Origin of the sequence: Streptomyces tardus, from assembly GCF_018101125.2 — a bacterium.
GTDB lineage: Bacteria > Actinomycetota > Actinomycetes > Streptomycetales > Streptomycetaceae > Streptomyces > Streptomyces tardus.
On the sequence record NZ_JAELVF020000001.1, the window covers coordinates 2482518 to 2508538 of the forward strand.

General features: G+C 73.7%; 24 protein-coding genes and 1 pseudogene. 9 read left to right on the forward strand and 16 right to left on the reverse strand.

Going from position 1 to position 26021, the window contains the following annotated elements:
- From JGS22_RS10590 to JGS22_RS10600, 3 genes are all read right to left on the reverse strand, one after another.
- On the reverse strand, positions 1–1009 hold a 1009-nt coding region (locus tag JGS22_RS10590), incomplete at its 3' end, for an alpha/beta fold hydrolase (protein ID WP_216814935.1).
- A gap of 207 nt (positions 1010–1216) precedes the next feature.
- The gene (locus tag JGS22_RS10595; RefSeq protein ID WP_211041951.1) at positions 1217–2446 is read right to left on the reverse strand and encodes a winged helix DNA-binding domain-containing protein; all 1230 of its coding nucleotides are present in this window, start codon (positions 2444–2446) and stop codon (positions 1217–1219) included.
- A 266-nt stretch (positions 2447–2712) separates the two neighbouring features.
- Positions 2713–3627: a Vgb family protein gene (locus JGS22_RS10600; protein ID WP_211041952.1), complete on the reverse strand. Its 915-nt coding sequence runs from the start codon at positions 3625–3627 to the stop codon at positions 2713–2715.
- Positions 3628–4862: 1235 nt separating this feature from the next.
- Between JGS22_RS10600 and JGS22_RS10605 the strand changes: the two genes are divergently transcribed.
- Positions 4863–5996 carry a glycoside hydrolase family 5 protein gene (locus tag JGS22_RS10605; RefSeq protein ID WP_211041953.1) on the forward strand — a complete coding sequence of 378 codons (1134 nt, stop codon included), beginning with the start codon at positions 4863–4865 and terminating at the stop codon, positions 5994–5996.
- Between the two features lie 100 nt (positions 5997–6096).
- On the opposite strand, the gene JGS22_RS10610 is transcribed toward JGS22_RS10605, so the two are convergent.
- The 5 genes from JGS22_RS10610 to JGS22_RS10630 form a co-directional block, all read right to left on the reverse strand.
- Positions 6097–6720 carry an NUDIX hydrolase gene (locus JGS22_RS10610; RefSeq protein ID WP_211041954.1) on the reverse strand — a complete coding sequence of 208 codons (624 nt, stop codon included), beginning with the start codon at positions 6718–6720 and terminating at the stop codon, positions 6097–6099.
- A gap of 157 nt (positions 6721–6877) precedes the next feature.
- Complete coding sequence (locus JGS22_RS10615; RefSeq protein ID WP_211041955.1) at positions 6878–7648, reverse strand: hypothetical protein; 771 nt, start codon at positions 7646–7648, stop codon at positions 6878–6880.
- Between the two features lie 128 nt (positions 7649–7776).
- Positions 7777–8283 carry a SigE family RNA polymerase sigma factor gene (locus JGS22_RS10620; RefSeq protein ID WP_211041956.1) on the reverse strand — a complete coding sequence of 169 codons (507 nt, stop codon included), beginning with the start codon at positions 8281–8283 and terminating at the stop codon, positions 7777–7779.
- A gap of 128 nt (positions 8284–8411) precedes the next feature.
- Positions 8412–9053, reverse strand: a complete 642-nt coding sequence (locus JGS22_RS10625) for a hypothetical protein (RefSeq protein ID WP_211041957.1) — start codon at positions 9051–9053, stop codon at positions 8412–8414.
- A 213-nt stretch (positions 9054–9266) separates the two neighbouring features.
- Positions 9267–9599 (reverse strand): cupin domain-containing protein, encoded by a 333-nt coding sequence (locus tag JGS22_RS10630; protein ID WP_211041958.1) that lies wholly within the window; start codon positions 9597–9599, stop codon positions 9267–9269.
- A 130-nt stretch (positions 9600–9729) separates the two neighbouring features.
- Here JGS22_RS10630 and JGS22_RS10635 point away from each other — a divergent pair, with 130 nt between their 5' ends.
- Positions 9730–10731 carry a DUF6891 domain-containing protein gene (locus tag JGS22_RS10635; RefSeq protein WP_211041959.1) on the forward strand — a complete coding sequence of 334 codons (1002 nt, stop codon included), beginning with the start codon at positions 9730–9732 and terminating at the stop codon, positions 10729–10731.
- Positions 10732–11061: 330 nt separating this feature from the next.
- Complete coding sequence (locus tag JGS22_RS10640) at positions 11062–12252, forward strand: LLM class flavin-dependent oxidoreductase (RefSeq protein WP_211041960.1); 1191 nt, start codon at positions 11062–11064, stop codon at positions 12250–12252.
- A gap of 132 nt (positions 12253–12384) precedes the next feature.
- On the opposite strand, the gene JGS22_RS10645 is transcribed toward JGS22_RS10640, so the two are convergent.
- The gene (locus tag JGS22_RS10645) at positions 12385–12561 is read right to left on the reverse strand and encodes a hypothetical protein (protein ID WP_211041961.1); all 177 of its coding nucleotides are present in this window, start codon (positions 12559–12561) and stop codon (positions 12385–12387) included.
- A gap of 89 nt (positions 12562–12650) precedes the next feature.
- Between JGS22_RS10645 and JGS22_RS10650 the strand changes: the two genes are divergently transcribed.
- Positions 12651–13229: a hypothetical protein gene (locus JGS22_RS10650; protein ID WP_211041962.1), complete on the forward strand. Its 579-nt coding sequence runs from the start codon at positions 12651–12653 to the stop codon at positions 13227–13229.
- 115 nt (positions 13230–13344) lie between these two features.
- Here JGS22_RS10650 and JGS22_RS10655 read toward each other — a convergent pair whose 3' ends face one another.
- The gene (locus JGS22_RS10655; RefSeq protein ID WP_216814936.1) at positions 13345–14427 is read right to left on the reverse strand and encodes a LysR family transcriptional regulator; all 1083 of its coding nucleotides are present in this window, start codon (positions 14425–14427) and stop codon (positions 13345–13347) included.
- Positions 14428–14597: 170 nt separating this feature from the next.
- Here JGS22_RS10655 and JGS22_RS10660 point away from each other — a divergent pair, with 170 nt between their 5' ends.
- From JGS22_RS10660 to JGS22_RS10670, 3 genes are all read left to right on the forward strand, one after another.
- A complete protein-coding gene (locus JGS22_RS10660) occupies positions 14598–15359 on the forward strand; it encodes a sulfite exporter TauE/SafE family protein (protein WP_211043592.1) in 762 nt (253 codons plus the stop codon).
- 122 nt (positions 15360–15481) lie between these two features.
- On the forward strand, positions 15482–15649 hold the full coding sequence (locus JGS22_RS10665) for a hypothetical protein (RefSeq protein ID WP_211043590.1): 168 nt from the start codon (positions 15482–15484) through the stop codon (positions 15647–15649).
- Positions 15650–15810: 161 nt separating this feature from the next.
- Positions 15811–16512, forward strand: coding sequence for a DinB family protein (locus tag JGS22_RS10670; protein WP_211043595.1), 702 nt, complete (start codon positions 15811–15813; stop codon positions 16510–16512).
- Positions 16513–16632: 120 nt separating this feature from the next.
- Here JGS22_RS10670 and JGS22_RS10675 read toward each other — a convergent pair whose 3' ends face one another.
- Both JGS22_RS10675 and JGS22_RS10680 read right to left on the reverse strand, forming a co-directional pair.
- On the reverse strand, positions 16633–16959 hold the full coding sequence (locus JGS22_RS10675) for a hypothetical protein (RefSeq protein ID WP_211043588.1): 327 nt from the start codon (positions 16957–16959) through the stop codon (positions 16633–16635).
- A 342-nt stretch (positions 16960–17301) separates the two neighbouring features.
- Entirely contained in the window at positions 17302–17889 is a 588-nt protein-coding gene (locus JGS22_RS10680) for a hypothetical protein (protein ID WP_211043586.1), read from the reverse strand.
- 162 nt (positions 17890–18051) lie between these two features.
- On the opposite strand from JGS22_RS10680, the gene JGS22_RS10685 reads away from it, so the two are divergent.
- Positions 18052–19089 (forward strand): 2-dehydropantoate 2-reductase, encoded by a 1038-nt coding sequence (locus JGS22_RS10685; protein WP_236073112.1) that lies wholly within the window; start codon positions 18052–18054, stop codon positions 19087–19089.
- A gap of 156 nt (positions 19090–19245) precedes the next feature.
- On the opposite strand, the pseudogene JGS22_RS10690 reads toward JGS22_RS10685, so the two are convergent.
- Positions 19246–20189, reverse strand: a pseudogene (locus JGS22_RS10690) (NAD(P)H-binding protein).
- An 84-nt stretch (positions 20190–20273) separates the two neighbouring features.
- Between JGS22_RS10690 and JGS22_RS10695 the strand changes: the two are divergent.
- Positions 20274–20888, forward strand: coding sequence for a TetR family transcriptional regulator (locus JGS22_RS10695; protein ID WP_211041411.1), 615 nt, complete (start codon positions 20274–20276; stop codon positions 20886–20888).
- A gap of 792 nt (positions 20889–21680) precedes the next feature.
- Here JGS22_RS10695 and alaS read toward each other — a convergent pair.
- From alaS to JGS22_RS10710, 3 genes are all read right to left on the reverse strand, one after another.
- Positions 21681–24323 carry an alanine--tRNA ligase gene (gene alaS / locus JGS22_RS10700; RefSeq protein WP_211041412.1) on the reverse strand — a complete coding sequence of 881 codons (2643 nt, stop codon included), beginning with the start codon at positions 24321–24323 and terminating at the stop codon, positions 21681–21683.
- 55 nt (positions 24324–24378) lie between these two features.
- Complete coding sequence (gene tsaD, locus JGS22_RS10705) at positions 24379–25452, reverse strand: tRNA (adenosine(37)-N6)-threonylcarbamoyltransferase complex transferase subunit TsaD (protein ID WP_211041413.1); 1074 nt, start codon at positions 25450–25452, stop codon at positions 24379–24381.
- A 192-nt stretch (positions 25453–25644) separates the two neighbouring features.
- Positions 25645–25959, reverse strand: a complete 315-nt coding sequence (locus tag JGS22_RS10710) for a tetratricopeptide repeat protein (protein ID WP_211041414.1) — start codon at positions 25957–25959, stop codon at positions 25645–25647.
- Between the last annotated feature and the right edge of the window lie 62 nt (positions 25960–26021).

A 26021-nucleotide genomic window follows, 5' to 3' on the forward strand; every position in this document is an offset into this window, starting at 1 on the left:
GGTGGTCCAGGTCGCCGAGCCACTGGATCAGGGTCTCGTTGACCTCCTCCGGGCGCTCCTGCTGGATCCAGTGGCCGCAGCCGTCGAGCAGACGGGACGCGGGGTGCAGGCCGGGCAGGGTGTGCGCGTGGGCCTCGATCGCCCGACCCATCCAGGTGGTCGAGGAGTCCAGGGCGCCACCGAGGAAGAGTGAGGGCTGGGTGATGGCCTCGCCGTTGAGGTCGGCGAGGTCTTCCCAGTCGCGGTCCATGTTGCGGTAGCGGGCAAGCGCGCCGCCGAAGCCGGTGCGTTCGAACTCGCCCGCGTAGTAGTCGAGTTCGGCCTCGGTCAGCCAGCTCGGCAGCCGGTTGTGCGGGAGGCGTTCGCGGATGGTGCCGCCTTCGCGGACGAAGAGCGGGTGCGGACCGTCCGGCGGCGGCATGGTCTCGGCGGAGAGGGCGGCGTAGATCCCGGCGAGCCAGCCGCGCACGTCGGGCTCGATCTCGGACTCGGCGCGGCCGGGCTGCTGGAAGTACGAGACGTAGAACTCGTCGCTGCCGGGCCCGCTGTCCTCGCGCATGCGGGCGAAGACGTCGCTGGGGCGCGGGCCGCCGGGCGGTGAGTAGGGAACGCTGAGCAGCCCCACGGCGCGGAAGACGTCCGGGTGCAGCAGCCCGGAGTGTGTCGCGATCGGCGAACCCCAGTCGTGGCCGACCACGACGGCGCTCTCCTCACCCAGCGCCCGCACGATGGCGACGTTGTCCTCCGCCAGTGACCGCAGCCCGTACGCGGCGATGTCCGCCGGGCGGGAGGAGCGCCCGTAGCCCCGTACGTCGACGGCCGCCGCGCGGTAGCCGGCGGCGGCGAGCGCGGGCAGCTGACGGCGCCAGGAGTACCAGGATTCCGGGAAGCCGTGGAGCAGCAACACCAGTGGCCCGGCGCCGAGTTCGGCGACATGGGCCCGGCCCGCGGGGGTGGGCACCAGTCGGTGGGTGACGTCCGAGGGCTGTACGACGGCAGTCGGGGTCATCGCGGTTCCTCCGGGACGGGCTGGGCGGACGGGGAGCGTACGGGCGGGCGGCGGGCGCGGTCGTGCCGGGGGAGCCGTCCCCGTCGGAGCCGTGCCGGGCGTGCCCGGTGGTGAGCGTACGGCGCGCGAGTGGACGGTGCGCGGCTGGACTGCGGCGGGAGAGGTGCGTGCTCGCGGCCGGTCGTCGGAGAGCGCGGCGAGCCGGGTTCAGTCTCCGGGCAGGGTGCGGACGTGGCCGGCCGGAAGCTTCGGCCACCAGTGGAACCAGCGGCGGTAGACCAGGGGTTCGCGGTCGGCGAGGAAACCGTCCAGGCGGCACGCCTCGGCGGCCAGGCCCTCCCAGTCGGCCTCGCTCAGCGGGTGGAAGGCGGTCACCTCGACGCCGTGCCCGGTGGGGCGCCAGACGCCGGCCGCCCTGCCGTCGACGAGCACCGTGGGCAGCTGGTCGCCGTTGACGCGGGTGATCACCCGCCGGTACTCGGGCGGTACGAGTCGGCTGCGGTCGGCATGGGCGAGCAGCACGTTGTCCCACATGCCCAACAGCCTTGGAGGCGCGGGGAGTTCACCGTCCGGGAGTTCGCCGTCCGGAACGTCGAAGAGTTCTTCGCCGCCGGGGCCTCGCCGGGTCACCAGCGCGTCTTCGAGCCCGGTCAGCACGCGCCGCACCCGCCGCCGCGGGACCGTCAGGAACTGTGCGGCGTCCGCCACGGACGCAGGGCCGTAGGCCCCGAGGTAGCGCAACAGCAGTGCGCCGAGCGCCTCGTCGCCCGCCGCCTCGTCGTCCGGGTCGGGACGTGCCGTGGAGGCGACGTAGGAGACGCTGCCCGCCGTACGGAAGTACCAGGGCTCGGCGGAGTCGGTGGTGCGCAGCAGCGGAGCGACCAGCCGCGCTGCCCACAGCGCCCCGCGCACCGCCTCGCTCGCCCGCTCGGAGTCGGCAGGGCCCGCGGTCCCGGCCGGAGGGTCGGCGGGGCCCTCGGTGAAGTGGGCGGAGAGCCACGTCTGCAACTCGGCGACAGTGCGCGGCTCGGCGAGATGGTCGAGCAACTGTGGGAGGAGCGCGTCGAGTTGGCCGGAGGTGACGCCGGAGGACCGGAAGCGTTCATGTCCGAGCCGAGCCCGCAGGGTGCCCTGCATCGCCTGGAGGAACACCGGGTGGTCCGCGCGGTGCACGACATGCAGCGTCATCCGCATCAGAGTCGCCCGTACCAGCGTGCCGCGCGCGAACAGCCCGTCCACGGCCTCCGGTTGGAGGTCGACGATCCGGTTCCACAGCGCGAGGTACGGGGATGCGGGCGCCTGGCCCTGGAGCCCGGCAAGCCGTACGACGGCCTCCTCGGGCTTCAACGCGACGCGTTGCAGCAGGAGTTGGCGGGCGAGCGTGGCCCGGTTGAGTTCGGCGGCGGTGAGCGCGCCGCGTTCCTTGGTCCTCGCCATCCCGGCCTTCTCCTCCTGGTGGTGGCCGCCCGCAGGACCGGCCGGCTGTCGCCCGAGCCAACCACAACCGGACGCGTGCGCGCGGCGGCGTCCGCCCCCGCCGTGGCCTCTGCGCACGCGGCTGCGTACGCCCGTGCCCACGTACGCAGCCGCGCCCGCGGTACACCCGTGTGCAGCCGCGCCCGCTCCCGTGCCCGCGGGCGCTGCCCGTGGGTCCGTGCGCCCGCGCTGCCCGTACGCCCGCGTACGCGCCTGCCCGTCGGGGCTCAGGCCGTGATGCGGGTGACGGTGCCGGTCTCCTGTGCGGTCCACAGTGCGCCGTCCGCGCCCACCGCGATGCCGTGCGGCTCGCTGGAGGGTGTCGGGAGCGCGTACGGGGTGGTGGCGCCGTTGGCGCGGAGGTGGGTGACGCGGTTGGCGCCCCACTCGGTGAACCAGCATTCGCCGGGGCCGGTCGAGACGATCGCGTGCGGTTTGGATGCGTCGTCGATGAGCGGGAACTCCTCGACCCGTCCGCCGGTCGTGACCCGTGCAATCTGACTGGCCGTCAACTCGACGCACCACAGGGCCTCGCCGTCGCAGGCGATGCCGACCGGTCCGGCGTCGGCGGTCGGCAGCGGGTGGAGTGCCACCTCGCCGGTGTCGGGGGCGAGCCGGCCGACGGCGTTCGCCCGGTTGAGGGTGAACCACAGGGCGCCGTCCGGGCCTTCGCAGATCATCGAGGGGAACCCGCCCGCGACGGGCAGCGCGTACTCGTCGACGGTGCCGTCCGCGGGGTCGAGCCGACCGACGCGGTCGGCGTTCATCATCGTGAACCAGAGCCCGCCGTCGGCGGCGGAGGTGATGCCGTACGGGCCGCAGTCCGGAGTCGGCAGCGAGTACGAGACGGCCTCGCCGTCGGTGGTGATCCGGCCGATGCGGTGGTCGCCGGACCTGGTGAACCAGAGCGCGCTGTCCGGCCCGGGGGTGATGATCATCGGCAGGCAGTCGGGGGCGCCGTCCAGGGCGTGGACGGTGGTTCGGGGCGGTCCTTCCCCGTCGGTCGAGAACCGGGCGATCTTCCCGGCGTGCACGAGTGTGATCCACAGCGCGCCGTCGGGCCCCGCGGTGAGCCCGTAGGGGCCGGCGCCCCTGTCGGCCACGGGGAACTCCTCGACGGTACGGGCGTCGGAGCTGTACACGGTGGGAACCTCCAGTCGCCGAGGAAGTGGTCTGCCTCGTCGGTCTTGTGCACGTGACCATGCCCAGCGGCCGACCGGAGCGCAACAGGGTTTGCGCGGAGCGAAACACCGGTCGGAACGGGCGCGGGTGTGGCCGGCGGCCGCCGCCGCGCCCCGGAGGCTGCCGCTGCAAGTCCGAGGCTTCGCCCGTCGCATCCGCCCACGGTGCGCGGATGCGGGCGCGTCGGCGGCCGGAGACGGATCAGCCCGTGCGGTCCGACGCCGCGGCGCGGGGTCCCGTGCCCGGGCGCCGGTGCGCGTACGTCCGGCGCGCACGCCGGGGCGCGGTGGTGCCGGCGGCCAGGTGCCGGCACCACCGCGCCCTGTGTCGTACGTACGCGCCGGCCCGTGCGTTCAGTCGCCGACCTGCGTGCGGCTCGGGTCGGCCGCCGGACTGCGCCCGGCCGGTCTGACGCGGGTCGGCCCCGAACGTCGGACGGCCCGCCGGTCGCGTCGTCCGACTCGGGGTCGGTGCGACGGCGCGCGGGCGGGCCGTTCGGCGGGCAGCCCGGGCAGTGAACCCGGACTGCGAGGGTTTCAGGCGTTGTGTCGCTTCTGAGTCTTTCGACTGCGACGCAGTGAGATCAGCAGGAAGTAGCCGACCCAGACGGCAACGAGGACGCCGAACAAGGCGTTGGAAACCCAGTCTTCAGCCATAAACGGACAAACACCCACCAGGGCCGGGGACATGTGCGACGACCCTGGGGTCGCGGTTGGCCGACTCTACCCACGCCCCGGCTCCGCTCTCGACCGTGGCGGGCGCAGCGTTATCGCCTCGTCATCTGGCGTGGACCCGCTGCGACGAACGTGCACCGCAACGTCACTCCGCGATGGCGTTTTGATGCTCTCTGAGGGTTCTGAGTGGACATGTGCATTTGTCGGAAATGAGCGGAAGGTTGGTCTCGGTGTGCTGTCGCGGCGCCCCGCTCGGTGCCGCGACCTGCGTGACTGTCCGAAACTCGACCCCGTCGCGGGCCGGCGTGGCCCCTCCGGCCTCTCCCCCGTTCCGCCGCGCACCCGCAATCAGCGTCGCTCCGGCGCGAGTTGGGCGGGGGTCGGTCGGGCGGTGGCCGCCTCCGCCCTCCCTGTGCAACTCGCGCACGCACCTTGACCCTCCGCGATCACCGCCTTAGGTTCAGACCAATCCCCCCGCTTCTCGCAGCCGGGCGTGCCGTAGCCCGGCGGAACGGAGTCTCATGCGCTCCAGCCTCCCCCCACGCCGTCCCGACGCCGTCGCGGACGCCGGGTCCGACACCGCCCGGCCGCACCGCCGCTCGCGAAGCCTCGGAGCGCTGCTCGGCGCCGCCGCGCTGCTGGCGGCCGGCACCTCGGCAGGGCTCGCAGCCGCAGCCGGTGCGGACACCCCCGCGACCGGCAAGCCGGCCGGGCCCGCCCCCGCCGCGGCGGAGGAGGGCACCGCGTTCGCCGAGCACGGCCGCCTGGAGGTCTGCGGCACCAAGCTCTGCGGCGAGGACGGCCGGCCCGTCCAGCTGCGCGGCATGAGTACGCACGGCACGCAGTGGTACTCCCAGTGCGTCACCGACGGTTCGCTCGACGCACTGGCCGACGACTGGGGCGCAGACGTCCTGCGGGTCTCCACCTATGTCCAGGAGGGCGGCTACGAGACCGACCCCGAGGGCTTCACCGACCTGGCCAGCCGCATCATCGACCAGGCCACCGAGCGTGGCATGTACGTGGTCGTCGACTGGCACCAGCTGACCCCCGGCGACCCGAACCACAACACCGAGCGCGCCAAGAAGTTCTTCACCGACATCACCGCGCGCCACGGCGACCAGAACAACCTGATCTACGAGATCGCCAACGAGCCCAACGGCGTCGGCTGGTCGGGAATCCGCTCCTACGCCGAAGAGGTCATCCCGGCGGTCCGCGCCGGCGACCCGGACGGCGTCGTACTGGTCGGCACCCGGGCCTGGTCCTCGCTCGGCCTGTCCGAGGGCGCGGACGAGCAGGAGATCGTCAACGACCCGGTCGACGCCGACAACATCATGTACACCTTCCACTTCTACGCCGCCTCCCACGGCGACTCCTACCTCTCCGCGCTCGACCGCGCCTCCGACCAACTCCCCATCTTCGTGACGGAGTTCGGCACCCAGGACCACGCCGGTGAGGACGCCAACGACTTCGACATGTCCCAGCGCTACCTGGACCTGATGGAGCAGAAGAACATCAGCTGGATCAACTGGAACTTCTCCGACGACCACCGCTCGGGCGCCGTCTTCAAGGAGGGCACCTGCAACGCGGGCGGCCCGTGGGCCGGTCCCGAGGTTCTGAAGGAAGCGGGCGTCTGGATCCGCGACCGGATGAGCTGACCCGGCGGCACGCCGCAGTCGGGATCGCACGCGTACGGGTCGTGCGAGCCCGTACCGGTCCGGGCCGTTCGCGCCTGTGCGAGCCGGCCGGCCGGACCTCTCAGGTCTCGATCAGCGGTGGTGTGTCCGGCGGTCCGTTCGCCAGCAGTTCGGCGAGCCGGGCCGGCAGATCGCGGGGGACGAGCAGCGCGTGGACGGCGCGCAGCTCGTCCCCCGTCCACCAACGGTGCTCGTGGATGCTCAGCCGCTCCTGCGTGCTGAAGCCCCCGGTGTCGATCTCGCAGCGCTCCGTACGCGCCAGGAAGTGCCGTTCGACGAACCGGTGCGGTACGCCGTTCCACGGCAACACCGGTTCCCTGCGCCAGAGTTCGGGACCGATCTCCACATCCGTCAGCCCGGTCTCCTCGCGCAGCTCGCGGGCCGCCGCCTCCTCGTAGCTCTCGCCCGGCTCCACCCCGCCGCCCGGCGGGAACCAGAGCACCTCCCCGGAGCGCTCGGAGATGCTCCGGAAGAGGAGCACCCGGTCCTGGGGGTCGAGCAGCACCACCCGCGCGGTGGGACGGTCCACCGGCACCGGCACCTGCTGCTCGCCGCCGCCCCGGCTGGTGGCGCTCGGGCCCGTCGGGTCCGGGGTCGTCGAGCCGGTGGCTGTCGCGCCCGTGTCGGGTCCGCTCGCGGGCGGGCCGTTCGGCGTCGAACCGTCCTGTGCACGAGGTGCGTTCATCGGGCCACCCTAGAGAACCCCGCGGGTGCCCCGACCCGGTCCGACGGGTCCGACGGGTCTGACGGGTCCGACGGGTCTGACCGGTCCGGCCCGTCCGCTCGGCTCGACCGGTCCGCTCACGGCCGCGGTCCGCCGCCCGCCGGGTGCGGCCCGGACGTCAGGACTTCAGCACGTCGAAGACCTCGCCGTCGGCGTCCCGGGCGGTGACGGTGTACCTGTCGACGCCCTCCTCCACCTCGGCGTTCACGTGGTAGACGCCCCAACCGGGCTTGCCGGGAAGGGAGTAGAGGTCCGCCGGGTACTCCTCGCCGCCGATCTTCACGGTGATGGTCAGCGGGCCCTCGTGGCGCCAGGCGCCCCACATCCGGCCGGTGGAACCCGTCGACGAGCCGCTCATGCTGTCCGGGCGGATGTTGTCGCCGATCGCGGGGCTGCGGCGCGCATCGAGTCGCTGGGCGAACTCCTCCTCGTCCATCTGCCCCGGCTCCAGCAGGTAGTTGTGGGTGCCGGTGGAGAGCAGCGCGAGGCGTCCGCCGCCGGGCACCGGGTACGCCTCGTCGGGCTGAACCACCGTCGGTGCGACGGGAGTCGGAGGCTTCGCGGTACCGCTGTCGGGACGGTCGGTGTCGGTGTCCCGTTCCTCCGGGCCACGGTCGTCACCGTCACCGTCGTCGGCGGTGGAGGTGGCGGACGGCGGGGCCGGTTCGGAGGTGAGCAGCCGCGGGCCCGCGGTGAGGGCCAGGGCGATCGTGACGACGCCGAACACGGCCCCGCCCGCCGCTGCCCGGCGCCGTGCCCGCCGCGACCTGCCGCGCCGCAGGACCGCCTCCACCGGAGGACTTCCCGCACGGACGCCGTCCGCCTCGTCGCGCAACGCCGTACCGAGCGCGTCGAGTTCGGACCTGTTCGCCCGACCTTCCTCTTCCATGACGTGCTCCTCCGTTCCGTCCCGCCACCCTCGTGCGGTGCCGTGCCCGTGCGCGTCCCGCCGACTGTGCGCGTCCCGTCGCGCCCGCGCGTCGCCGGTTCCGTGCGCGCCCTCGTGCCTCCGGGCCGTCACGGCTGCCCCGCCGCTGTCATGGCCGGCAGCTCCCGCCGCAGCCGGGCGAGCGCCTTGGCGGTCTGGCTCCGTACGGTGCCGACGTGCGTGCCCAGCAGCGCCGCCACCTCGCTCTCGCTGCGGTCCTCCAGATAGCGCAGCACCACCGTTGCCCGTTGGCGCGGCGGCAGTTGCCGCAGCGCCGCCAACACCACGCCGCGCTCGGCGAGTTGATCGGTGCTGTCCGGGCCGGCGGTGTCCGGCAGGAAGTGGGTGAGCCATTCGCGCAGCCGGAGCCGGCGCAGTCTGTCGATGTTCGTGTTGATCATGATGCGCCAGACATAGGCGTCCGGGTCCTGCGACTCCCGCACCCGCGACCACCGGGTGTACGCCTTGACCAGCGCCGTCTGCACCAGGTCCTCCGCGTCCTGGTGGTGCCCGGTGAGCAGGTACGCGGTGCGCACCATTCGCGGCCAGCGGCTGGTGACGAACGACCGGAAGTCGTCCTCCGTGTCTGTCTTCACCCTTGCGCAACTCCACACTTCGGACGTCCGGTCCGTGACTTCGGCACTTCGCGGGCGCCGCTGGGCGCCCGTACGGCGGGGGAGTCGGACACGCCCCGGTTCCGTGCCCGACTCCCCTGCCCCGTCTGCTACTTCACGCCGCCCACGGACGTGTGGTGGTGCCGGGAGAACACCTTGCCGTCGGCGTCCTTGGCGACCACGTCGAAGCTCTCCAGGCCCTCGATGCCGGAGGCGTCCAGGTGGAAGGTGCCCCAGCCCGGTTTGCCCGGCAGCTGCACCAGCTGCGCCGCGTAGCCGATCCCGTCCTCGGTGTACACCGTGATCTCCATCGGTGCCTCGGCCAACCGCCAGGCTCCCGCGATGAGTCGGACCTGGCCCTGCTCACTGCTCACGTGCAGGCTGGTGCTGTCGGGGCGGATGTCGTCGCCGATCTGCTGCTTGGCTCTCTCGACGCTCTCCTCGAACTGCTCGGGGGAGGAGAGGACATAGTTCTGCCGGCCCTCCGGAAGCAGTCCGAGCTGCCAGTCGTCGGCGATGTCCAGCGCCTCGTACGGCTCCAGCTCGATCACCTCCAGCCCGCCGCGCACCGAGGCCGCTCCCTCGGCCTCCGCAGGGCCGGCCTCGATTCCGGCGCGTTCGGTCGGGTGGCCGTGGAGCTGGGCGGCGGTGGCCGGGGCGGCTGCGGCGAGCAGCAGCGCGGCGACGGCCGCGGCGGCTGCCGCTCCTCGGACGGCGTGCCGACGGGTGTGGACGAGACGGTGCTCGGTCATGTGCGGACTCCCTGAAGAGGTGGTGGCCAGTGGTTCACCCTTCAGACGTCGCCGACTCCCGCTGTCTATGCCCGCGTTCGCGAAATTCTCGCCAACTCCGTTTCGCGGCGCGTGCCCTCGTAATGCCCTCGTGCCCGAACTCGCCGACATCACCTGCCCGCCGCTGCCGCCCGTCGAGCGGTCGACGCCGGGGTCCGGGGGCGTGGGCGGAGGTCAGCCCGGTTTGGCGACGGTGAGCAGGACGACCGAGTCCTCCAGCGCCTCCAGGCTGTGCCGCTCGCGCGGGACGACCAGCAGATCGCGTGCGACCCCTTCCCAGGCGGCCGACTTGCCGCGCAGCCGTACGCGACCCCGCAGCACCAGCAGCGTGGCCTCGCCCGGACTCTCGTGCTCGGTCAGTTCGCGGCCCTCCAGCAGGGCGATCAGAGTCTGCCGCAGTACGTGCTCGTGGCCGCCGTAGACCGTCTTCGCGCTGCGCCCGGAGTCGGCCGCGCCCGCGTCCGCGAGCAGTTCCCTGCCCTGTGCCTCCAGCGAGAACTTCTCCATCCTCCGAGTGTGCGAGCGCCCGGGCCGCGGCGCGAGTCGGAGCCGAACCCGTGCCGGGCCCGCCGCCCGCCGCCGGCCGATGGTCCGACCTGCGGCTCCGGTGTCAGTGGGGCGTGGCAGGGTCGGCGACATGCTGGAGATCACGGTGGACACCGAGCGCGGGGAGCGGCTGGAGCATGTCTCCGCCGAGGAGTTGGGTCGGCTGGTCCGGCGGATCGGCGCGCGTGCGGACCGCTTCCTGGTGCTCGGCCGCGCTCCGGAGCAGGCCGGGGTGTTCGCCCAGCTCTGGCACGAGTCCGGTGGCGACTACAGGCTGGAGCACCGCGAGGGCACGGCCGGCCGCCACTTCCGTACCTCGGTGGACCGCCCGGAGCCGGTGGTCGCCGCCCTGGGGGGCTGGGCGCGCCGCTCACCGGGATGGGACACCGGGCTGGAGTGGACGCCCCTCGACGCGGACGCCACCGAGGTCCGCGGCCCCGAGTGCCCCGACGGCGTTCCCGCAACGCTCGACGTTCCCGCAACGCTCGACGACCCCGCAGCGCTTGACGATCTCTCCGCTTTCGACGAGCTCGACGCCGAGGAGCGCGAGGAGTTGGAGGAGCGCATCCGGGAGGCGCTGCTCGCGGGCTATGCGGACCGGGAGGACCTGCTGGAGCTCGTCGAGGAGCATCTGGAGGAGGAGATCGACGGCTCGCTGCCGGAGGGCGCGGCACAAGCGCTGGTCGAGCGCAGATGGCAGGAGCGGCTCGCCGAGCAGGCCGGTTGGCGGGGCGAGACGGACCCCGAGCGGCTCACCCGTGCGTTCGTCGCTCTGGAGGCTGCGGGCATCACCGCCCGGGAGCACTTCACCTGCTGCCGCACCTGCGGGAACGCCGAGATAGGCGCCGAACGCGCCCCCGGCAGCCCGGGGTTCGTCTACTTCCACACCCAGTCCACCGAGCGCGCGGCGGGCGGTGGCGGGCTGACGCTCCACTACGGCGGCTTCGACGGCTCGGAGAGCACCACCGTCGCCGTCGGCCGGGAGGTTGTCGCCGCGACGCAGTCGGTCGGCCTCACCAGCGACTGGGACGGCAGCCCGGACCGGGCCATCCTTCTCTCGCCCCTGGAGTGGCGCCGTCGACTGGAGGCGTGAGCCCGAAGCGGGAGCGGCCCGGCTGCTCCCCGCCGCCCCCGCCGTCCCGCGTGGGCTCCGAAACCCCGCCGTCGGCGGTGGCCCGGCGTGTGCCGTGGCCCGGCGTGTGCGGTGCCGTGCGTCCGGCGGGGTGGCCCGCTGTGTGCGACGGACCCTCGTTGACATCCGGCGACCTCTGCGGCCCGAGCGACCTCTGTGACCCGTCCTACAGCGGGCGGCGCCTCGGGCGCGGAATAGGGATGCCGCACCCGGTGGTTGGCCCGGTGTAGTCGCGCGCCCGGGAAGTGCCTGTGCCGCGCGCCAGGGCGCACCAGCGGAAAGGAAGGCCAGATGGCCGGCACCGACGACAGGAACAGCAGCGACGCCCCTCGCGGAGCCGAGGAGCGGGGAGCGGGCGGGGAGTCCGCGCGCGGGCCCGCCCAGGGCGAGGACCGGGTGCGGGGCACCGCACACGGCAGCGCCCCGGTGCCGCTCTCCGTGCTGGACCTGGCCACCGTGGGCGCCGGCAGCACCGCGAGCGAGGCGCTGCGCACCTCGGTCGACCTCGCCAGGCTCGCCGAGCGGCGCGGCTTCACCCGCTACTGGGTCGCCGAGCACCACTCGATGCCGGGTATCGCCAGCAGTTCACCCGCGGTGATCCTGGGGCACCTCGCCGCGCACACCACCAGGATCCGGCTGGGCTCCGGCGGGGTCATGCTGCCCAACCACGCGCCGCTGGTGATCGCCGAGCAGTTCGGGACGCTGGAGGCGTACGCGCCGGGCCGGATCGACCTCGGGCTCGGCCGGGCACCGGGCACGGACGGAGCGACCGCCGCCGCGCTGCGCCGCACCGAGCGGCTGCGCGAGGGCGCGGAGGACTTTCCGCAGCAGCTCGCCGAGTTGACGCGCTTCCTCGACGACGACTTCCCCTCCGGCCACCGCTACCACCGCATCCACGCCGTTCCGGGGCCGGTGCAGGGCACCTCGCCCGGCGGGGTGCAGTCGTCCGACCGGCCGCAGATCTGGCTGCTGGGGTCCAGCGGTTTCAGCGCGCAGCTCGCCGGTTCGCTGGGGCTGCCGTTCTCCTTCGCCCACCACTTCTCCGCGCAGAACACCGTCCCGGCGCTCGATCTCTACCGGGAGTCCTTCCGTCCGTCGGCGATTCTCGACCGGCCGTACGCGAAGATCGGTGTCGCGACCCTCGCGGCCGAGGACGAGCGGGAGGCCAGGCGCCAGGTGATGACCGGAATGCTCTCCATGATCCGGCTCCGCCGGGGCAACCCGGGTCTGGTGCCGACCCCCGAGGAGGCCGAGTCCCATCCCTACACCGATGGTGAACTCGCTTATGCCGAAGCCTGGTTGGGCAATGTCGTGCACGGCACGCCGGACCGTGTCCGGGAGGGGCTGGACGAGCTGGTCAAGCGCACCGGCGCCGACGAGCTGATGCTCACGGTCAACGCCCACAGCGCCTACGCCCGGCTGCGTTCCTACGAGTTGATCGCCGACGCCTACGGCCTGCCCCAGCTCCCCACCGCCCCCTGACCGGAACGGCCCCGTCGCCCGGCCCCGGGGCCGGGCGTCCGTCGCGGGGAGCCGTACGTCCGTCGCGGCGGCCGGGCGGCCGGGCGGCCGGGCGGCCGGGCGGCCGGGTGTACGGGCGTACGGCGTTGCGGCTCAGCCGGGCGAATGCTCGCCGCCCGGTGTCTCCGGCGTCGTCGGGAGGTCGGTGACGAGCGGGGTCCACTCCGCGCCCGGCTCGTTCACCCGTCGCAGCTCGGCGATGCTGCCGAGCCAACCCGCCTCGTGCTGGGCGGTGCTGTCCCCTTCCTCGTCCCCGTAACCGCTCTGCACGAAGGTGAGACGGGTCCTGCCCCGCGTGGGGACGCGGAGGCCGAGGACGGGCCGGGGCGTTCGGGACGGTCCGTGGCTACGCTGACGGCGTGACGTGGGAGAGCGGCGAGGGGGAGACCGAGCAGGCGGTGTGGCGGGCAGCGGTGGCGCTGCTGCCCGGGGCCGAGGCGGCGGCCGAGGAGTGGGCAGCCATCGGCGAGCAGGAGGCGGCCATCGAGGCCGCGATCTGCGGGCTGTGCGCGCACGGCGTCGCGATCGGCGGGGAGTTGCGGGCCGGTCTCTCGGTGGTAGCCGAACTCTGGGGCTGCCGACAGGCGTTGGCGGACCGGCTGAACCGGTGCACGGACGCGGCGGACGACGTTTCGACCCTTCGGGTGATGCCGCCGGGCGAAGCCGAATCGCCGGCGATCGAGGAGTGCGTCGTACAACAGGCCGCTGTGGGCGGGGAGTTGGCGGAGGCGCCGGCGCCGGGCACGGCCGTGGTGCCGTGGATCGTGTGCGAGGAACGCGGCTGGGAGCTCGACCGGTTGCACGTCTGCGAACCGTGGGGCGAGCTCTCCTTCCGCGCCACCGGGTATCTGCTCCGCCGATCCGCGGAGCCCGAACAGGAGCTGTTCCACGGCCCGTTGGACGCGTGGAGCGCGCTGCTCGCACTGCGGGAACGTTGAGCCGTCCGTCTGCCCGGCTGCCCGCCCGTCCGCCCGCCTGCCCCGTGACTCCTGACGTGCCGCCCCGTCCGCCCCGTGACTCCTGAGGTGCCCGCCCGCGGGCGGACGGGGCCGTTCAGCGCTTCCGGGCAGCTCCGCCTCCGCCGCCGTCCGAGCCGTCCCGGTCGTCGGTCCCCTCGGTCCCCTCGGTCCCCTCGGTCCCGTCTGTCCCGCTGTCGTGCCCGCCGCTGCCGTGCGGGTCTTCGGTGTGGCGGAAGGACGGTTCCGGTTCGGCGTGTGCGGCGCGGCGGATGTGGTCGGCGAGCGCGTCGACCGTCGTCGAGACGGACGTCGAGGCCCGCGTCGGGGTGCCCGCGTTGGCGTGCGGCGGAGCGGAGATCCCACGTGCGAGCAGATGGGTGCGACGTGCCCACGGCTCACGCAACTCGCAGATGTCCAGGGGCAGATCGGACCCGACGGTGCGTCGCGGTACGACGGCCAGGCCCACTCCCGCCAGTACGAGTGAGACCACCGCGCCCAGCCCCGCGACCGTGGTGCGGTAGCGGGGCGCCACGGCGTGCGGCTCCAGATGGGCCTCGATCCAGCGGCGCAGTGACGACTCGGGGTTGAGGCCCACCAGGGGATGCTCGGCGACCTCGTCGTTGGTGAGCGCCGAGCGCCCGGCCAGGGGCCCGCCGCGGCGGCCGATGACCACCAGCGAGTCGTCCCCCAGGATCTCCAGGGGGACGGCGCCCTCCCGCACCTCGTCGTCCAGCACGATCCCGAGGTCGACCCCGCCCTCGGCGAGGCGGCGCATCGTGTGCGGCGTGCGGCTCTCCGAGGCGGTGACATCCACGTCCGGATGCTCCCGGAGGAACGAGGCCAGCGCCCGGGGGACGAGCCGGTGCATCGCCGAACCCCCGGCCAGCAGGGTCAGCGGAGCGGTCGACGGCCGTACGTAGCCGGCCACCGCGCTCTCCAACTCCGCCGTGCGATCCAGCACTTCGCGTGCGTAGCGGACCAGGGTCGAACCGGCGGGTGTGGGGCGTACGCCGCGCCTGCCGCGCACCAGCAGCTCGACCCCGGCGTGCCGTTCCAGCGCGCGCATCCGGGCGCTGGCCGACGGCAGGCTCAACCGCATCCGCCGCGCGCCCGCGGTGATGGACCCCTCGGTGACGGTGTGCAGGAACAGCCGCAGATCGTCCAGGTCGTACCGCATCGGTCAGCCTCTCCCAGGTCCGCACCGCCGGTGCTGTCCCGGCCGCCGTGTACGGGCCGTCTCCGGCGCTGTTGCCGGCTCTTGCGGCCGGTAAGCCTCTGCTCCAGCCTAAGGCTGAGTTCGGGGATTGCGCATTGTGCGGCTCCGCTCCGCAGGGTGATCCTCGGAGAGTGGATGTCACGGTTGCGGTCCTGCTCGCGGGCCTTCTTTCCGGTGCGCTGAACGCGGTTGGCGGCGGCGGCACCTTTGTCGCGCTGCCCGCGCTGGTCGCCTTCGGCGTGCCGCCGGTGGAGGCGAACATCGTCTCGCGGATCGCCCTGACGCCGGGAGCCTGTGCCTCCGCCTTCGTCAGCCGCCGCGAGGCCGGGATTGGCGCGGCGGTCTCGACCCGCTCCCTGACCGTCACGAGTGTGCTCGGCGGGGCGGTCGGTGCGGTGTTGCTGCTGACCCTCCCCTCGGCGTCCTTCGAGGCGGCCGTGCCGTGGCTGCTGGCGTTCGCCACGCTGCTGCTCGCGCTCGGCAACCGCTTGCCCCGGATGCTCCGCGCGCTCGCCGGTCGGCCCGTCCGCATGAGCCAACCCGCCGTGCGCGCGGCACAGTTCGTCCTCGGTGTCTACGGCGGATACTTCGGCGGAGCCGTAGGCATCCTGATGCTGTCGCTGTGGAGCGTGGGGCTGGGGATCGACGCTGCCACCGGCAATCCGACGCGCATCGTGCAGCTCGCCGCGATGTACCTGAGTGCGTCGGCGCTCTTCCTGCTCGCCTTCGGTGTCCAGGGCAGTCCGACGCTGCTGCTCGCCCTGCTGGTGGGCGCCGTCGTCGGCGGGCACGGGGGCGCGCACCTCGCCCGCCGCCTCCCGGCCGCGCTCCTGCGCCGCACCGTGCTGGTGATCGCCGCGACCACCACCGTCCTGTACTTCCTCGCCCGCTGACCCGCTGACCCGCTGACCCGCTGACCCGCGCCGCCGGGTTCCGCCGCCTGTTCGGCCCGACGGATCCGCCCGCGTCCGCTCGGCGAACCGGGCGGAGGCCACCATCGCGAAGGAGAAGGCACATGGACACCACTCCGCCGACCACTCCCCGAGCGCTGCTCTCCTTCGCCCTGCGTGCCTGGATGCTGGTCGCGCTGTTCTGGCTCGCGGATGCCGAACTCCCCGCCGTGTGCTGCGGGTTCGCCGCCCTCTGGCTCACGTTCTCCGCCTTCCGCGGACCGCGCGTCTGAGCGGCGATCCCGGTGCGGCACGCAGCGCGGTTCGGGTGCCGTGAGCGTGCGCGCCGACGGGCTTCGGCGCCGCGAAAAGCAGTCGCGGGTGGCTCGGGCGGTCGCTAGCCTCCCCGGGCGGCTGCCGAGGGCGTGGCCGCGGAAGGAGTGCAACCGTGGGAATGAAGGACCTACGGCCCGAGCGACTGCGCCTGATGCTCGACCAGTTCGATCGGGCCAGGGAGATGGCCGAGGTGCGGTTGACCGGTCTCGGCGACGACGAGTACCTGTGGGAGCCGGTGCCCGGCTGCTGGTCCGTGCGCCCCCGTGCCCAGGCGCGCACCCCCTGCGCGTTCGGACCGGGCGAGTGGCTGCTGGACCGGGAGGTGCCGGACATCCCCGGGAGCGAGTACCAGGAGGTCGCCCGGCAGGCCGAGAGCGGGATGAGCGTCGAGAAGATCGCGCAGGACTGGAGCGTGAGCGTCGAACGCGTCCGCGAGGTCCTCCGCCACACCGGCCCGGTGGAACCCGATGTCGCGCCGTTGACCACCATCGCCTGGCGGCTTGGGCATCTGCACGTCCAGTTCGAGGGCGGCTGGGAGTGGACCTTCGGCGAACGGCGCAGGGATCCGCGGCTGATGGTCGACTTCACCCCCGACGCCTTTCTGGCCGTCGCGCGCTTCCGGGCGTCCGTCGACCGCTGGCGGGCCGCCGCCGAGAGCGTCACCGACGAGCAGTTGGACACCGTCGGCTTCTCCCGGTACCCGTACGCCTCCGACGCCGACGAGCGCTATGTCGACGTCCTGTGGGGCGTCAATCTCGAACTCATCCACCACATGGCCGAGATCGCGCTTCTTCGCGACCTCTGGCGTGCACGCCGGTAGCCCGCCCCGTCCCGCCTCCGCGCGGCTGACGCACCGCGCGGACAGAGCAGGGGCGTGCCGAGGGACACAGCGTGTGCGCCGGGGGCTCCGTGCCCTCCGGGGCCCGTGACTCGCGGGTCGTCAGCCGTCGCCCCACTGCTGCCGCAGGCCTGGGGTGTCCAGGTCCTCCTGCACGACATCGGCGGCGAACAGGGTGGCGGCGAAGTCCGGTGGGTTCTCCGGGGGATGCTCGGTGGCGTCGATGATCCGTGTGCTGCGCTCGTAGGGGCGGCCGACGATGCCGCGCACTTCGATGACGACCTCCGCCCACACCCCGCGCGCGTCCTCGCGCAGCTCGAAGGTGCGCAGCGTGCCGAGGTCACCGGCGCGCAGTGCGAACCGGATCTGTCCCTGCGCGACCTTCTGGAAAACGGCCAGGTAGTAGGCGTACCGCTCGGTCAGCGACATGCAGTTTCCTCCGCGCTCTTCCCCGTTGACGCCCTCGCACCGATGGGCCCGGAGACGGCGAGGATGCGACGGATTGAACCCGGCACATCGGACGGTGTCCAGAGGGCCTGCGCCCGGCAATGGCACCGCGTGCCGCGTCACCTGCGTCGATCGGCCACCGGATCCGCACCTCGCCGCGAACGGCTCGACGGCTCATACGGCCTCCGCGGTGCGCGATCCCGCCGAATCGCAGCCGAGGACGCAGCCCGCCGAACCCCCGCTGAGCACTCCGGGGCCCAACCAGCCCTGAACACAGGGTAGTTGACCTGCCCCTCTGGTCCCGCGAGGTCCGAACACCAGCACCTAAGCCGGGAGGCCGCGACGGCTCCGCTCCGCGGTGTAGAAGCGGTGGTGCACCTCTTCCGGGTCGGGGTCGGGGGTGAGCAGCTCCAGGTCCTCCGTCGAGGACCCCGGCACGGATATGCCGAGCGCCGCGAGCTGCGCGGCCAGACCGCGGTAGGTCTCGTCGTCGTCATGGGCGATCTCGTCGAGGCACGCCTCGACGAAGCTCCGCCCGGCAAGCGTCCGGTACGAGCCCTCCGAGTCGATCATGACGATCGGCACGGGCGACCCCGGCGACTGGTCGGGGTGGTGCCAGTAGCCGATGCAGCCGCTGTTGTCGTCGAGGGCGACGACACTGACATACGCGGCCATCTGCTCGAACGCGGCGCAGTTGGCCATGATGTCGGCGCTGGCGCGGTCCTGCTCGGTCAGATGGCTGACGTCCGTCAGAGGGTGCTGCGCGTCCGGCTCCAGGAGCGTGATGCCGTACTCCTCCAGCGGATGCCGTCCGCCCTGCTGCCGCGCCGTGCCGAGGGCCCGCAGATCGCTCGGCACCTCCCGCCCGCCGAGCCGCTCGCGGGCGAACCGCTGCCACCACTCCTCGGTCACGACCATTCCTCCACCCGCCCCCGGCGACGGGAGACCCGCCGCCGACCGTTGTTCCTCCGAGGCTAGGACCCGGCACTGACAACCGGCCGCGCTCCGGCCCCACCCGGCCCGCCGTTCCCACCCCCGGGGGCCGGGCGGGCCGACTGGGGGAGGATCGGCGGCATGGCAGACGGTGAAGCGATGGACGCGGGTCGACGGTTGAGGATCGCCGTGCTCGGCGCCGGCAGCGTGGGGTGCCAACTCGGCGGCCGGCTCGCGCCGCACGCCGAGGTGACGCTGATCGGAAGGGCCGCCGCGATGGCCGTGCTCGACGAGAAGGGGCTGCGGCTGACCGGTGGCGGGCAGCCGGAGACGCTGGTGGAGCCGGGCGGCGTACGCACCGCGGCCGGCCCCGAGGCGGTCGCGGGCGCCGACTGTGTGCTGGTGACCGTGAAGTCGGCCGGTACGGAGGCTGCGGCGCGCGAGCTGGCGCCGCATCTGAGCGACGGCACGGTCGTCGTCAGCTTCCAGAACGGGCTGCGGAACGCGGAGACGCTGCGGTCGGTTCTGGGCGCCGAGCGGACGGTCGTGGCGGGGATGGTCCCGTACAACATCGTGCAGACCGAGCCCGGCACGTACCACCAGGGCTCGGGCGGGGAGTTGCTTCTCGACGCCGGGCCCGAGGCGGCGCCGCTGGCGGCGGTGCTGCGCCGGGCCGGGCTGCCGGCGCAGCAGCACCCCGACATGCGCGGGGTGCAGTACGCCAAGCTGCTGATGAACCTCAACAACGCGCTCAACGCGCTCTCCGGGCTGCCGCTGCGCGAGCAGCTCGGACAGCGGGACCACCGCCGTTGCCTGGCCGTCCTCCAGCGCGAGGCGCTGGCCGCCTACCGGGCCGCGGGCATCCGCCCGGCTCGACTCGGGCTCGTCGCACCGCGGTTGACGCCCACCCTGCTCGGGCTGCCGGACGGAGTCTTCCGGCGGGTCGCCGCCTCCGCGCTCGCCATCGACGAGCAGGCCCGCAGCTCCATGTGGGAGGACCTTCAGCGCGGCCGGACGACCGAGATCGACAGCCTCCAGGGGGAGATCGTCACGCTCGCGGCCCGCCACGGGCAGCGCGCCACCGCCAACGAACGCCTCATCGCCCTGGTCCGCGAGGCCGAGAGCGGCGACGGTCGCACCCGAACGGGCGCCGAACTGCTCGCCGAACTCACGCGCTGAGCAGGCTGGTTGGGCAGGCGGGTCGTGCCCGTACGGCCGTCGGGTGTGCTCCGGCGGCCGGCTGTCCGGGCCGCGCGGAGCCGCCGGTTCCTGCGCCGGGCGTCCAGCGGCGAGGGTGCGGTGACGGGCGCCAACTGCGGTGTGCGGACGCTCCGTTCACCGGTTGTGCTGCGCCAGCAGTGAGCGGAAGCTGCGCGGCGGACGGCCGGTGAGCCGCTGGACGGTGTCGCTCACCCGGTCCTCGGCTCCTGCCGCGATGGCCAGGTCCAGACGGGCGAGCACCTCGGCGTACTCCCTCGGCATCGTGGCCGCGAGCCGTTCGGCCAGCTGCGTCTCGGACAGTCTCAGGTGGGTCACCCGCGAGCCGGTCAACTCCGTGAACAGTGAAGCGAGTTCGTCGTGGCTGAGCGCCTCGGGCCCGGTGATGACGAACTCGTCGGCCGGGGCCGCCTCCGTGCACAGGGTGTGGACGGCGACCGCGGCGATGTCGTCCGCGTCGACGAAGCCCACCCGGCCGTCGCCGGTCGCCGTGCGGATGACGCCCTCCTCGCGGATGCTCACCGCGTGCGGGTGCGGGGCGTGCAGGAAGTTCTGCATGAACCACGAGGGTCGCAGCGCCGCCCACTCCTCGAAGAACTCCGGCAGAGCCAGGTGGATCTGCCCCAGCGCGGGGCCGCCCGAGGGGATCGCGGAGGAGCTGAGCAGCACCGCGCGGCGCACACCCCGCTCTCGCGCGCCCTGCGCAGGAACGGCCGTACGACGGCGGCCGGTTCGGGGTCGCCGGTGGGGGCGACGAGGTAGATCCGGTCGACGCCGTCGAGGGCAGCCGGGTGGGTGTCGGGGTCGTACCAGTCGAAGACCGCGCTCTCGGCGCCCGCGACAGGCGTCCCCCGGCGGGTCGCGGCGCGTACCCGCACGCCCGCCGCCGCCAAGCCTGCGACCACGCGCGAGCCGGTGGTGCCCGAGGCGCCGGTGACCAGCACGGTGCCGGCTGCGGACGCGCACGGGTCGGCAGTGGGCGAGCAGGTGGAGGACGGGTCGGCTGCGGACGGGTCGGTCCGGTGCGGTCCGGAGGGGTCGGGAGTGGACGGTGTGGGCATGGGCGGGCCCTTCTCGTAGAATCCGGACTGTAGGTCCGCTTTAAAGATACGGACCAGTGGTCCGCTTTGCAAGAGGGAGAGCCCGTGCCCGAGCCCAGGTCCCGCAGGGACGCCGTACGCAACCGGGAGGCCGTGTTCGCCGCTGCCGACGCCCTGTTCGCGGAAGGCGGCAGCCCCGAGGACGTCACCATGGCCGGCATCGCGGCGGCGGCGGGTGTCGGCAAGGGAACTCTCTTCCGCGCCTTCGGCGACCGGGCGGGACTGCTCCGTGCGCTCTACGGTGCGCGGCTCGAACCGCTCAGGGAGGCCGTCGAGACCGGCCCGCCCCCGCTCGGACCCGGAACCCCGCCCCGCGAACGCGTCCGCGCACTGCTGGACGCCGCGCTCTGCTTCAAGGTCGACAACCGTCATCTCGCCCTGGCGCTGGAGGAGTCCGGCGGCGCGAGCCCGTACGCGGCGGACCACTACCGGAGTTGGCACGGCCTGCTGAAGTCCGTGCTCGAACAGTTGCCGGGGTGGGCCGGGAGCGGCCACGCCTCGTTCACCGCGCACGCCCTGCTCGCCGCGGTGCGGGCGGATCTCGTCGAGCGCCTGGTCGGTGAGGACGGCGTACCGCGCGAGGAGCTCCGTGCCCAACTGGGCGCCCACGTAGCGCGGTTGCTGGACGGGGCGGCGGACACCCGGCCGGCGCACGACTGAACGACGCGCCACCGGGCGCCCAATGCCTGGCGTCGCCCCGGCCCCGCGCCCGGTGCCGCGTGGCGTCGGGGTCGCGCGGCCCCGCCGGCCCCGCGTCGGTCCTGTGTTCGGCCGGTCCCGCGGCGGCCCCGCGTGCCGCCGGGCCCTGCGCCGGCCCCGCGTATCGCCGGGATCGTGCCGCGGCCTGCTGTGCAACTGCCCCTCACGCGCGGCAAGTTGCCGCGACTGTCGGGCAACGGGTCGGAGTGCCTGTCCGGTTGGGTGAACAGCGACCCCGGCGCACTCTCTGTTCCGGGCTTGCTCTTCCGGCCAATCTAGAAAATACTTCTAGATCGGGGATGGGGAGGTGCTCGGCACCGGCCTCGGCGTTGCATGGGGGGCGTCGAGGCCGCAGGCGTCGTGACTCCGGCTGGGGAGACCGGAGTACGGCGAGGTCGGGGCGTGCGGCCCGGGGCGCGGGGGCGCCCGGGCAGGCGGTGGGGACCGCCGAGCGCCGCGGACCTCGTGCCGGCCGAACACACCCCGCCGGCCCGCGCCTCGGGGAGACGGGCGCGGGCCGGGGCGCGAGGTTCGCCCCGCCCACCGTCGGATGCCGTACCACCTGCCCGCCGTGCCCGGCCCGCTTGCCGATACGTGCGTACCGTCCGCCTGACGCGCCCGTACAGTCCGCCCTGACGGAGCCCGTGCCGTCCGCCCTGACGTGCTTGCCCGTACGCGGCCCCCGTCCTGCCGCGCCTGCAGCCGCGCGCCCGCCCACGCCCCGTCGGGGGGTGGACAGCCGCGCGGCGTACGTCAGTTGGAGCGCAGGACGGTCGGGAGCCGGTCCAGTGCGGTGGGGAGCTCGACGGCGGCCAGGCCACCGCCCTGGGCGACGTCCGGGCTGCCGCCGCCGCGTCCGGAGAGCAGCGCCCTGACGAGGGTGGCGGCCGAGGTGCCGGCGTCCTTGGCGGCGCGGTTGACCGCGACGACGATGACGCCCTTGCCCTCCGCCTCCGCACCGATCGCGGCGACGGCGGGGGTACGGGCGTCGAGCCGGTCCCGCACCGCGAGGGCGAGTTCGCGGGCGGTGCCGCCGTCGCCCTCCAGGGTGCCGGTGACGACGAGGGTGCCGCCGATGTCCTTTGCCGCGGCGGCCAGTTCGGCCGCCCGGCCGACAGCCTCCTTGCGGCGCAGCTCCGCCGACTGCCGGTCGGCGGCCTTCAGCCGGTCCAGGAGTCCGGCGACACGGTCCGGCAACTGGTCCTTGGGGGCCTGGAGTTGCTCGGCGATACGGGCGACCAGATCGCGTTCGCGGGCGAGGTAGCCGAAGCCCTCGACGCCGACGGCCGCCTCCACGCGGCGCATTCCCGCGCCGACCGAGGATTCGCCGGTGAGCGCGACGACGCCGACCTGGGACGAGTGCTCGACGTGGGTGCCGCCGCACAGCTCGCGGGACCAGGGGCCGCCGATCTCCACGACGCGCACCTTTTCGCCGTAGGTCTCGCCGAAGAGGGCGAGCGCGCCGATCTCCTTGGCCTCGGCCAGAGTCATCCAGCTCGCCGAGACCGGCAGGTCGTGGCGGAGCGCGCGGTTGGCGGCCTCCTCGACCTCGGAGCGCACGGTGGTGCCGAGCGCGCCGCGCCAGGGGAAGTCCAGGCGGAGATAGCCCGGTCGGTTGTAGGAGCCGGCCTGGAGCGCGGCCGGGCCGAGGATCTGCCGGAGCGCGGCGTGCAGCACGTGGGTGCCGGAGTGTGCCTGCCGGGCGCCGAGCCGCCACTCGGCGTCGACGGCCGCCCGTACGGTGTCGCCGGTCGCCAGCTCGCCCGCGGTGACCCGGACCTGGTGCACCACCAGCCCGGGCAACGGCCGCTGTACGTCGAGGACTTCGGCCTCGGCGGAGCTGCCGGTCAGTCGGCCCGCATCGCTCTCCTGACCGCCCGACTCGGCGTAGAAGGGGGTGCGGTCCAGGACGACGGTGACGATGTCGCCGGTCGCCGCGACCGGCAGCGGGCCGGCCGGGCCCAGCAGGGCCAGGACCCGGGACTCGGTCTCCAGTGTCGTCCACGCCTGCCAGTCGGTGGGCCCGTTGGCGTCCAGTACGGAGCGCAGCGCGGTGGTGTCGCCGGAGCCGGTCTTGCGGGCGCGGGCGTCGGCGCGGGCGCGCTCGCGCTGCTCGTTCATCAGCGTGGTGAAGCCCTCGCGGTCGACCTCCACGCCCTGCTCGGCGGCCATCTCCAGAGTGAGGTCGATGGGGAAGCCGTAGGTGTCGTGCAGCTGGAAGACCTTGGCACCGGGGAGGGTTCGCACCCCCTCGGCGCGCGCCTCGGCGACGGCGGTGTCCAGGACGACGGTGCCCTGCTTGAGGGTCGTGCGGAACGCGTCCTCCTCGCCGTACGCCTGCTGGGAGATCCGGTCGAACTCGGCGACCAGCTCCGGATAGCTGGGCGACATGCAGTCCCTGGCCACCGGCAGCAGCTCGGGCAGCGCCGGGTCCTGGTGGCCGAGGAGCCGCACGGCCCGCACCGCCCGGCGCAAAATGCGACGCAGTACGTAGCCGCGGCCCTCGTTCCCCGGCGCGGTGCCGTCGGCCAGCAGCATCAGTGCGGTGCGGACGTGGTCGGCGACGACGCGCAGCCGTACGTCGTCCTCCTGGGCGGCGCCGTAGCGGGTGCCGGTGAGGTCGGCGGCGCGGTCCAGGATCGGGCGCGTCTCGTCGATCTCGTAGAGGTTGTCGACGCCCTGGAGGAGGGTGGCCATCCGCTCCAGTCCCATACCGGTGTCGATGTTGCGGCGCGGCAGTTCGCCGAGGATCGGGTAGCCCGACTTGCCGGGGCCGTCGCCGCGCTCGTACTGCATGAAGACCAGGTTCCAGAACTCCATGTACCGGTCCTCGTCCACCTCCGGGCCGCCCGCGCGGCCGAGGGCGGGGCCCCGGTCGTAGTACAGCTCGGAGCAGGGGCCGCAGGGCCCGGGCACGCCCATGGACCAGAAGTTGTCCTCGTCGCCGCGGGCCACGATGCGGTCGTTCGGCAGACCTGCGACGCGGCGCCAGATCTCGCGGCTCTCGTCGTCCGTGTGGTGGACGGTGACCCAGATGCGGTCAGGGTCGAGGCCGTAGCCGCTCTCGGCGGTGGACAGCTCCCAGGCGTAGGCGATCGCCTCTTCCTTGAAGTAGTCCCCGAAGGAGAAGTTGCCGTTCATCTGGAAGAAGGAGCCGTGCCGGGTGGTGACGCCGACCTCCTCGATATCCAGGGTCCGTACGCACTTCTGCACGCTCGTCGCCCGGTTCCACGGCGCGAGGTCCTCGCCGGTGAGGTACGGCTTGAACGGCACCATGCCCGCGTTGACGAAGAGCAGCGTCGGGTCGGGGGTCGGCAGCGGGGCGCTGGGCACGACGGTGTGCCCGCGCTCGGCGAAGTAGTCGAGGTAGCGGCTGCGGATGTCGGCGGTGCGCACGGAAGTCTCCGATGGATGCGGGGAGTTGGCGGGCGGTACGTCTGTGGTCCGGCGGTCAGCCGGCGGCCGGGAGCGGCAGCGGGGTCAGGGCCGCGTACTCCAGTGGTGCGGACGGGTCGACCGCGAGGTCCAGCGGTGCGGGCTTCGCGCCGGAGCGCACCAGCAGATCGCCGACCGCGGCGATCATCGCGCCGTTGTCCGTGCACAGCCCCAGCGGCGGGACGCGCAGCTCGATGCCGGCGCTCGCGCAGCGCGCCTGCGCCAGCGAGCGCACCCGGGAGTTGGCCGCGACGCCGCCGACGACCACCAGGGTCCGTACGTCGTGCTCGCGGCAGGCGGCCACCGCCTTGCGGGTCAGCACATCGGCCACGGCCTCCTGGAGCGAGGCGGCGCCGTCGGCCACCGGCAGCTCCGGACCGGCGGCCCGGTGCTTCTCCGCCCAGCGTGCCGCGGCGGTCTTGAGCCCGGAGAAGGAGAAGGCGAACCGGTCCTCCCGGTCGCGCGGCGCCGTCAGCGGGCGCGGGAACGCCACCGCCTTCGGGTCGCCCGACTGCGCGGCCCGGTCGATGGCCGGCCCGCCCGGGTAGGAGAGCCCGAAGACCCGGGCCACCTTGTCGAAGCACTCGCCCGCGGCGTCGTCCATGGTGTCGCCGAGGTGCACGATCGGATCGCGGACGAGATCGCGCACCAGCAGCAGCGAGGTGTGGCCGCCGGAGACGATCAGCACCATGCACGGCTCGGGCAGCGGGCCGTGCTCCAGGGTGTCGGCGGCGACGTGCCCGGCGAGATGGTGCACGCCGTACAGCGGGACGTCGAGCGCGTACGCGTACCCTTTCGCGGCGGCGACGCCCACCTGGAGCGCCCCGGCGAGACCGGGCCCGGAGGTGACGGCGACGGCGCCGATGTCGCCGAAGGACAGGCCCGCCTCGGCGAGCGCCTTGTCGACCACGGACTGCATGGAGTGCACGTGCGCGCGGGCGGCGATCTCCGGTACGACGCCGCCGAACCGCGCGTGCTCGGCCATGCTGGACGCGACCGCGTGGCCCAGCAGCTTCCCGTCGCGCACGAGGCCGGCACCGGTCTCGTCGCAGGACGACTCGATGCCGAGTACGACGGGTGAGCCGCGCATGGGGGCCTCCAGGTGTTGCGTCAGCTTGGGCTTCGAGTGTAGAGGCGTGCGCGCACCCGCGGCGGGGCGTGCCTCCCGCGGCGGCCCGCCGCCCCGGTCGGCGACCGGTGACCGCGACCGGGGACCGAGACCGGGGTGTGGGCGTGCGTGTCCGGGCGTGCGAGCGGGCGGGCCGGCGGGGCCGCCGCGGGGTCAGGGTGCCGCGGTGTCCGCGGTGCCGTGCCCGGTGTCCGTACGGCCGGCCGCTGCCGCGTACTCGGCGACCGAGCGGCCGTACTCCGGCAGGTGCAGGGCGAGCGCGCGTTCGCAGAGCGCGACGGCCTCCTTGTCCCGGTCGGTCGCGTCCAGGGCGGAGGCGCGCTCAATGAGGGCCGCCGGGCGGCCGTCGGGCAGCTCGGCCGTCAACGCGTCGACGGCCGCGCGGAATTCGGCGGGGGAGTGGTCGTCGAAGCCCTCCCGGAGGGCGGTGCACCGGCGTTCCCACTCCGGTGTGGTGGCGGGGCTCATGCCGGCAGTCTGGCGGGAGCCGAGGCCGACGCGCATCTGCCTTTCGGGGCCGCTGCTGCGCC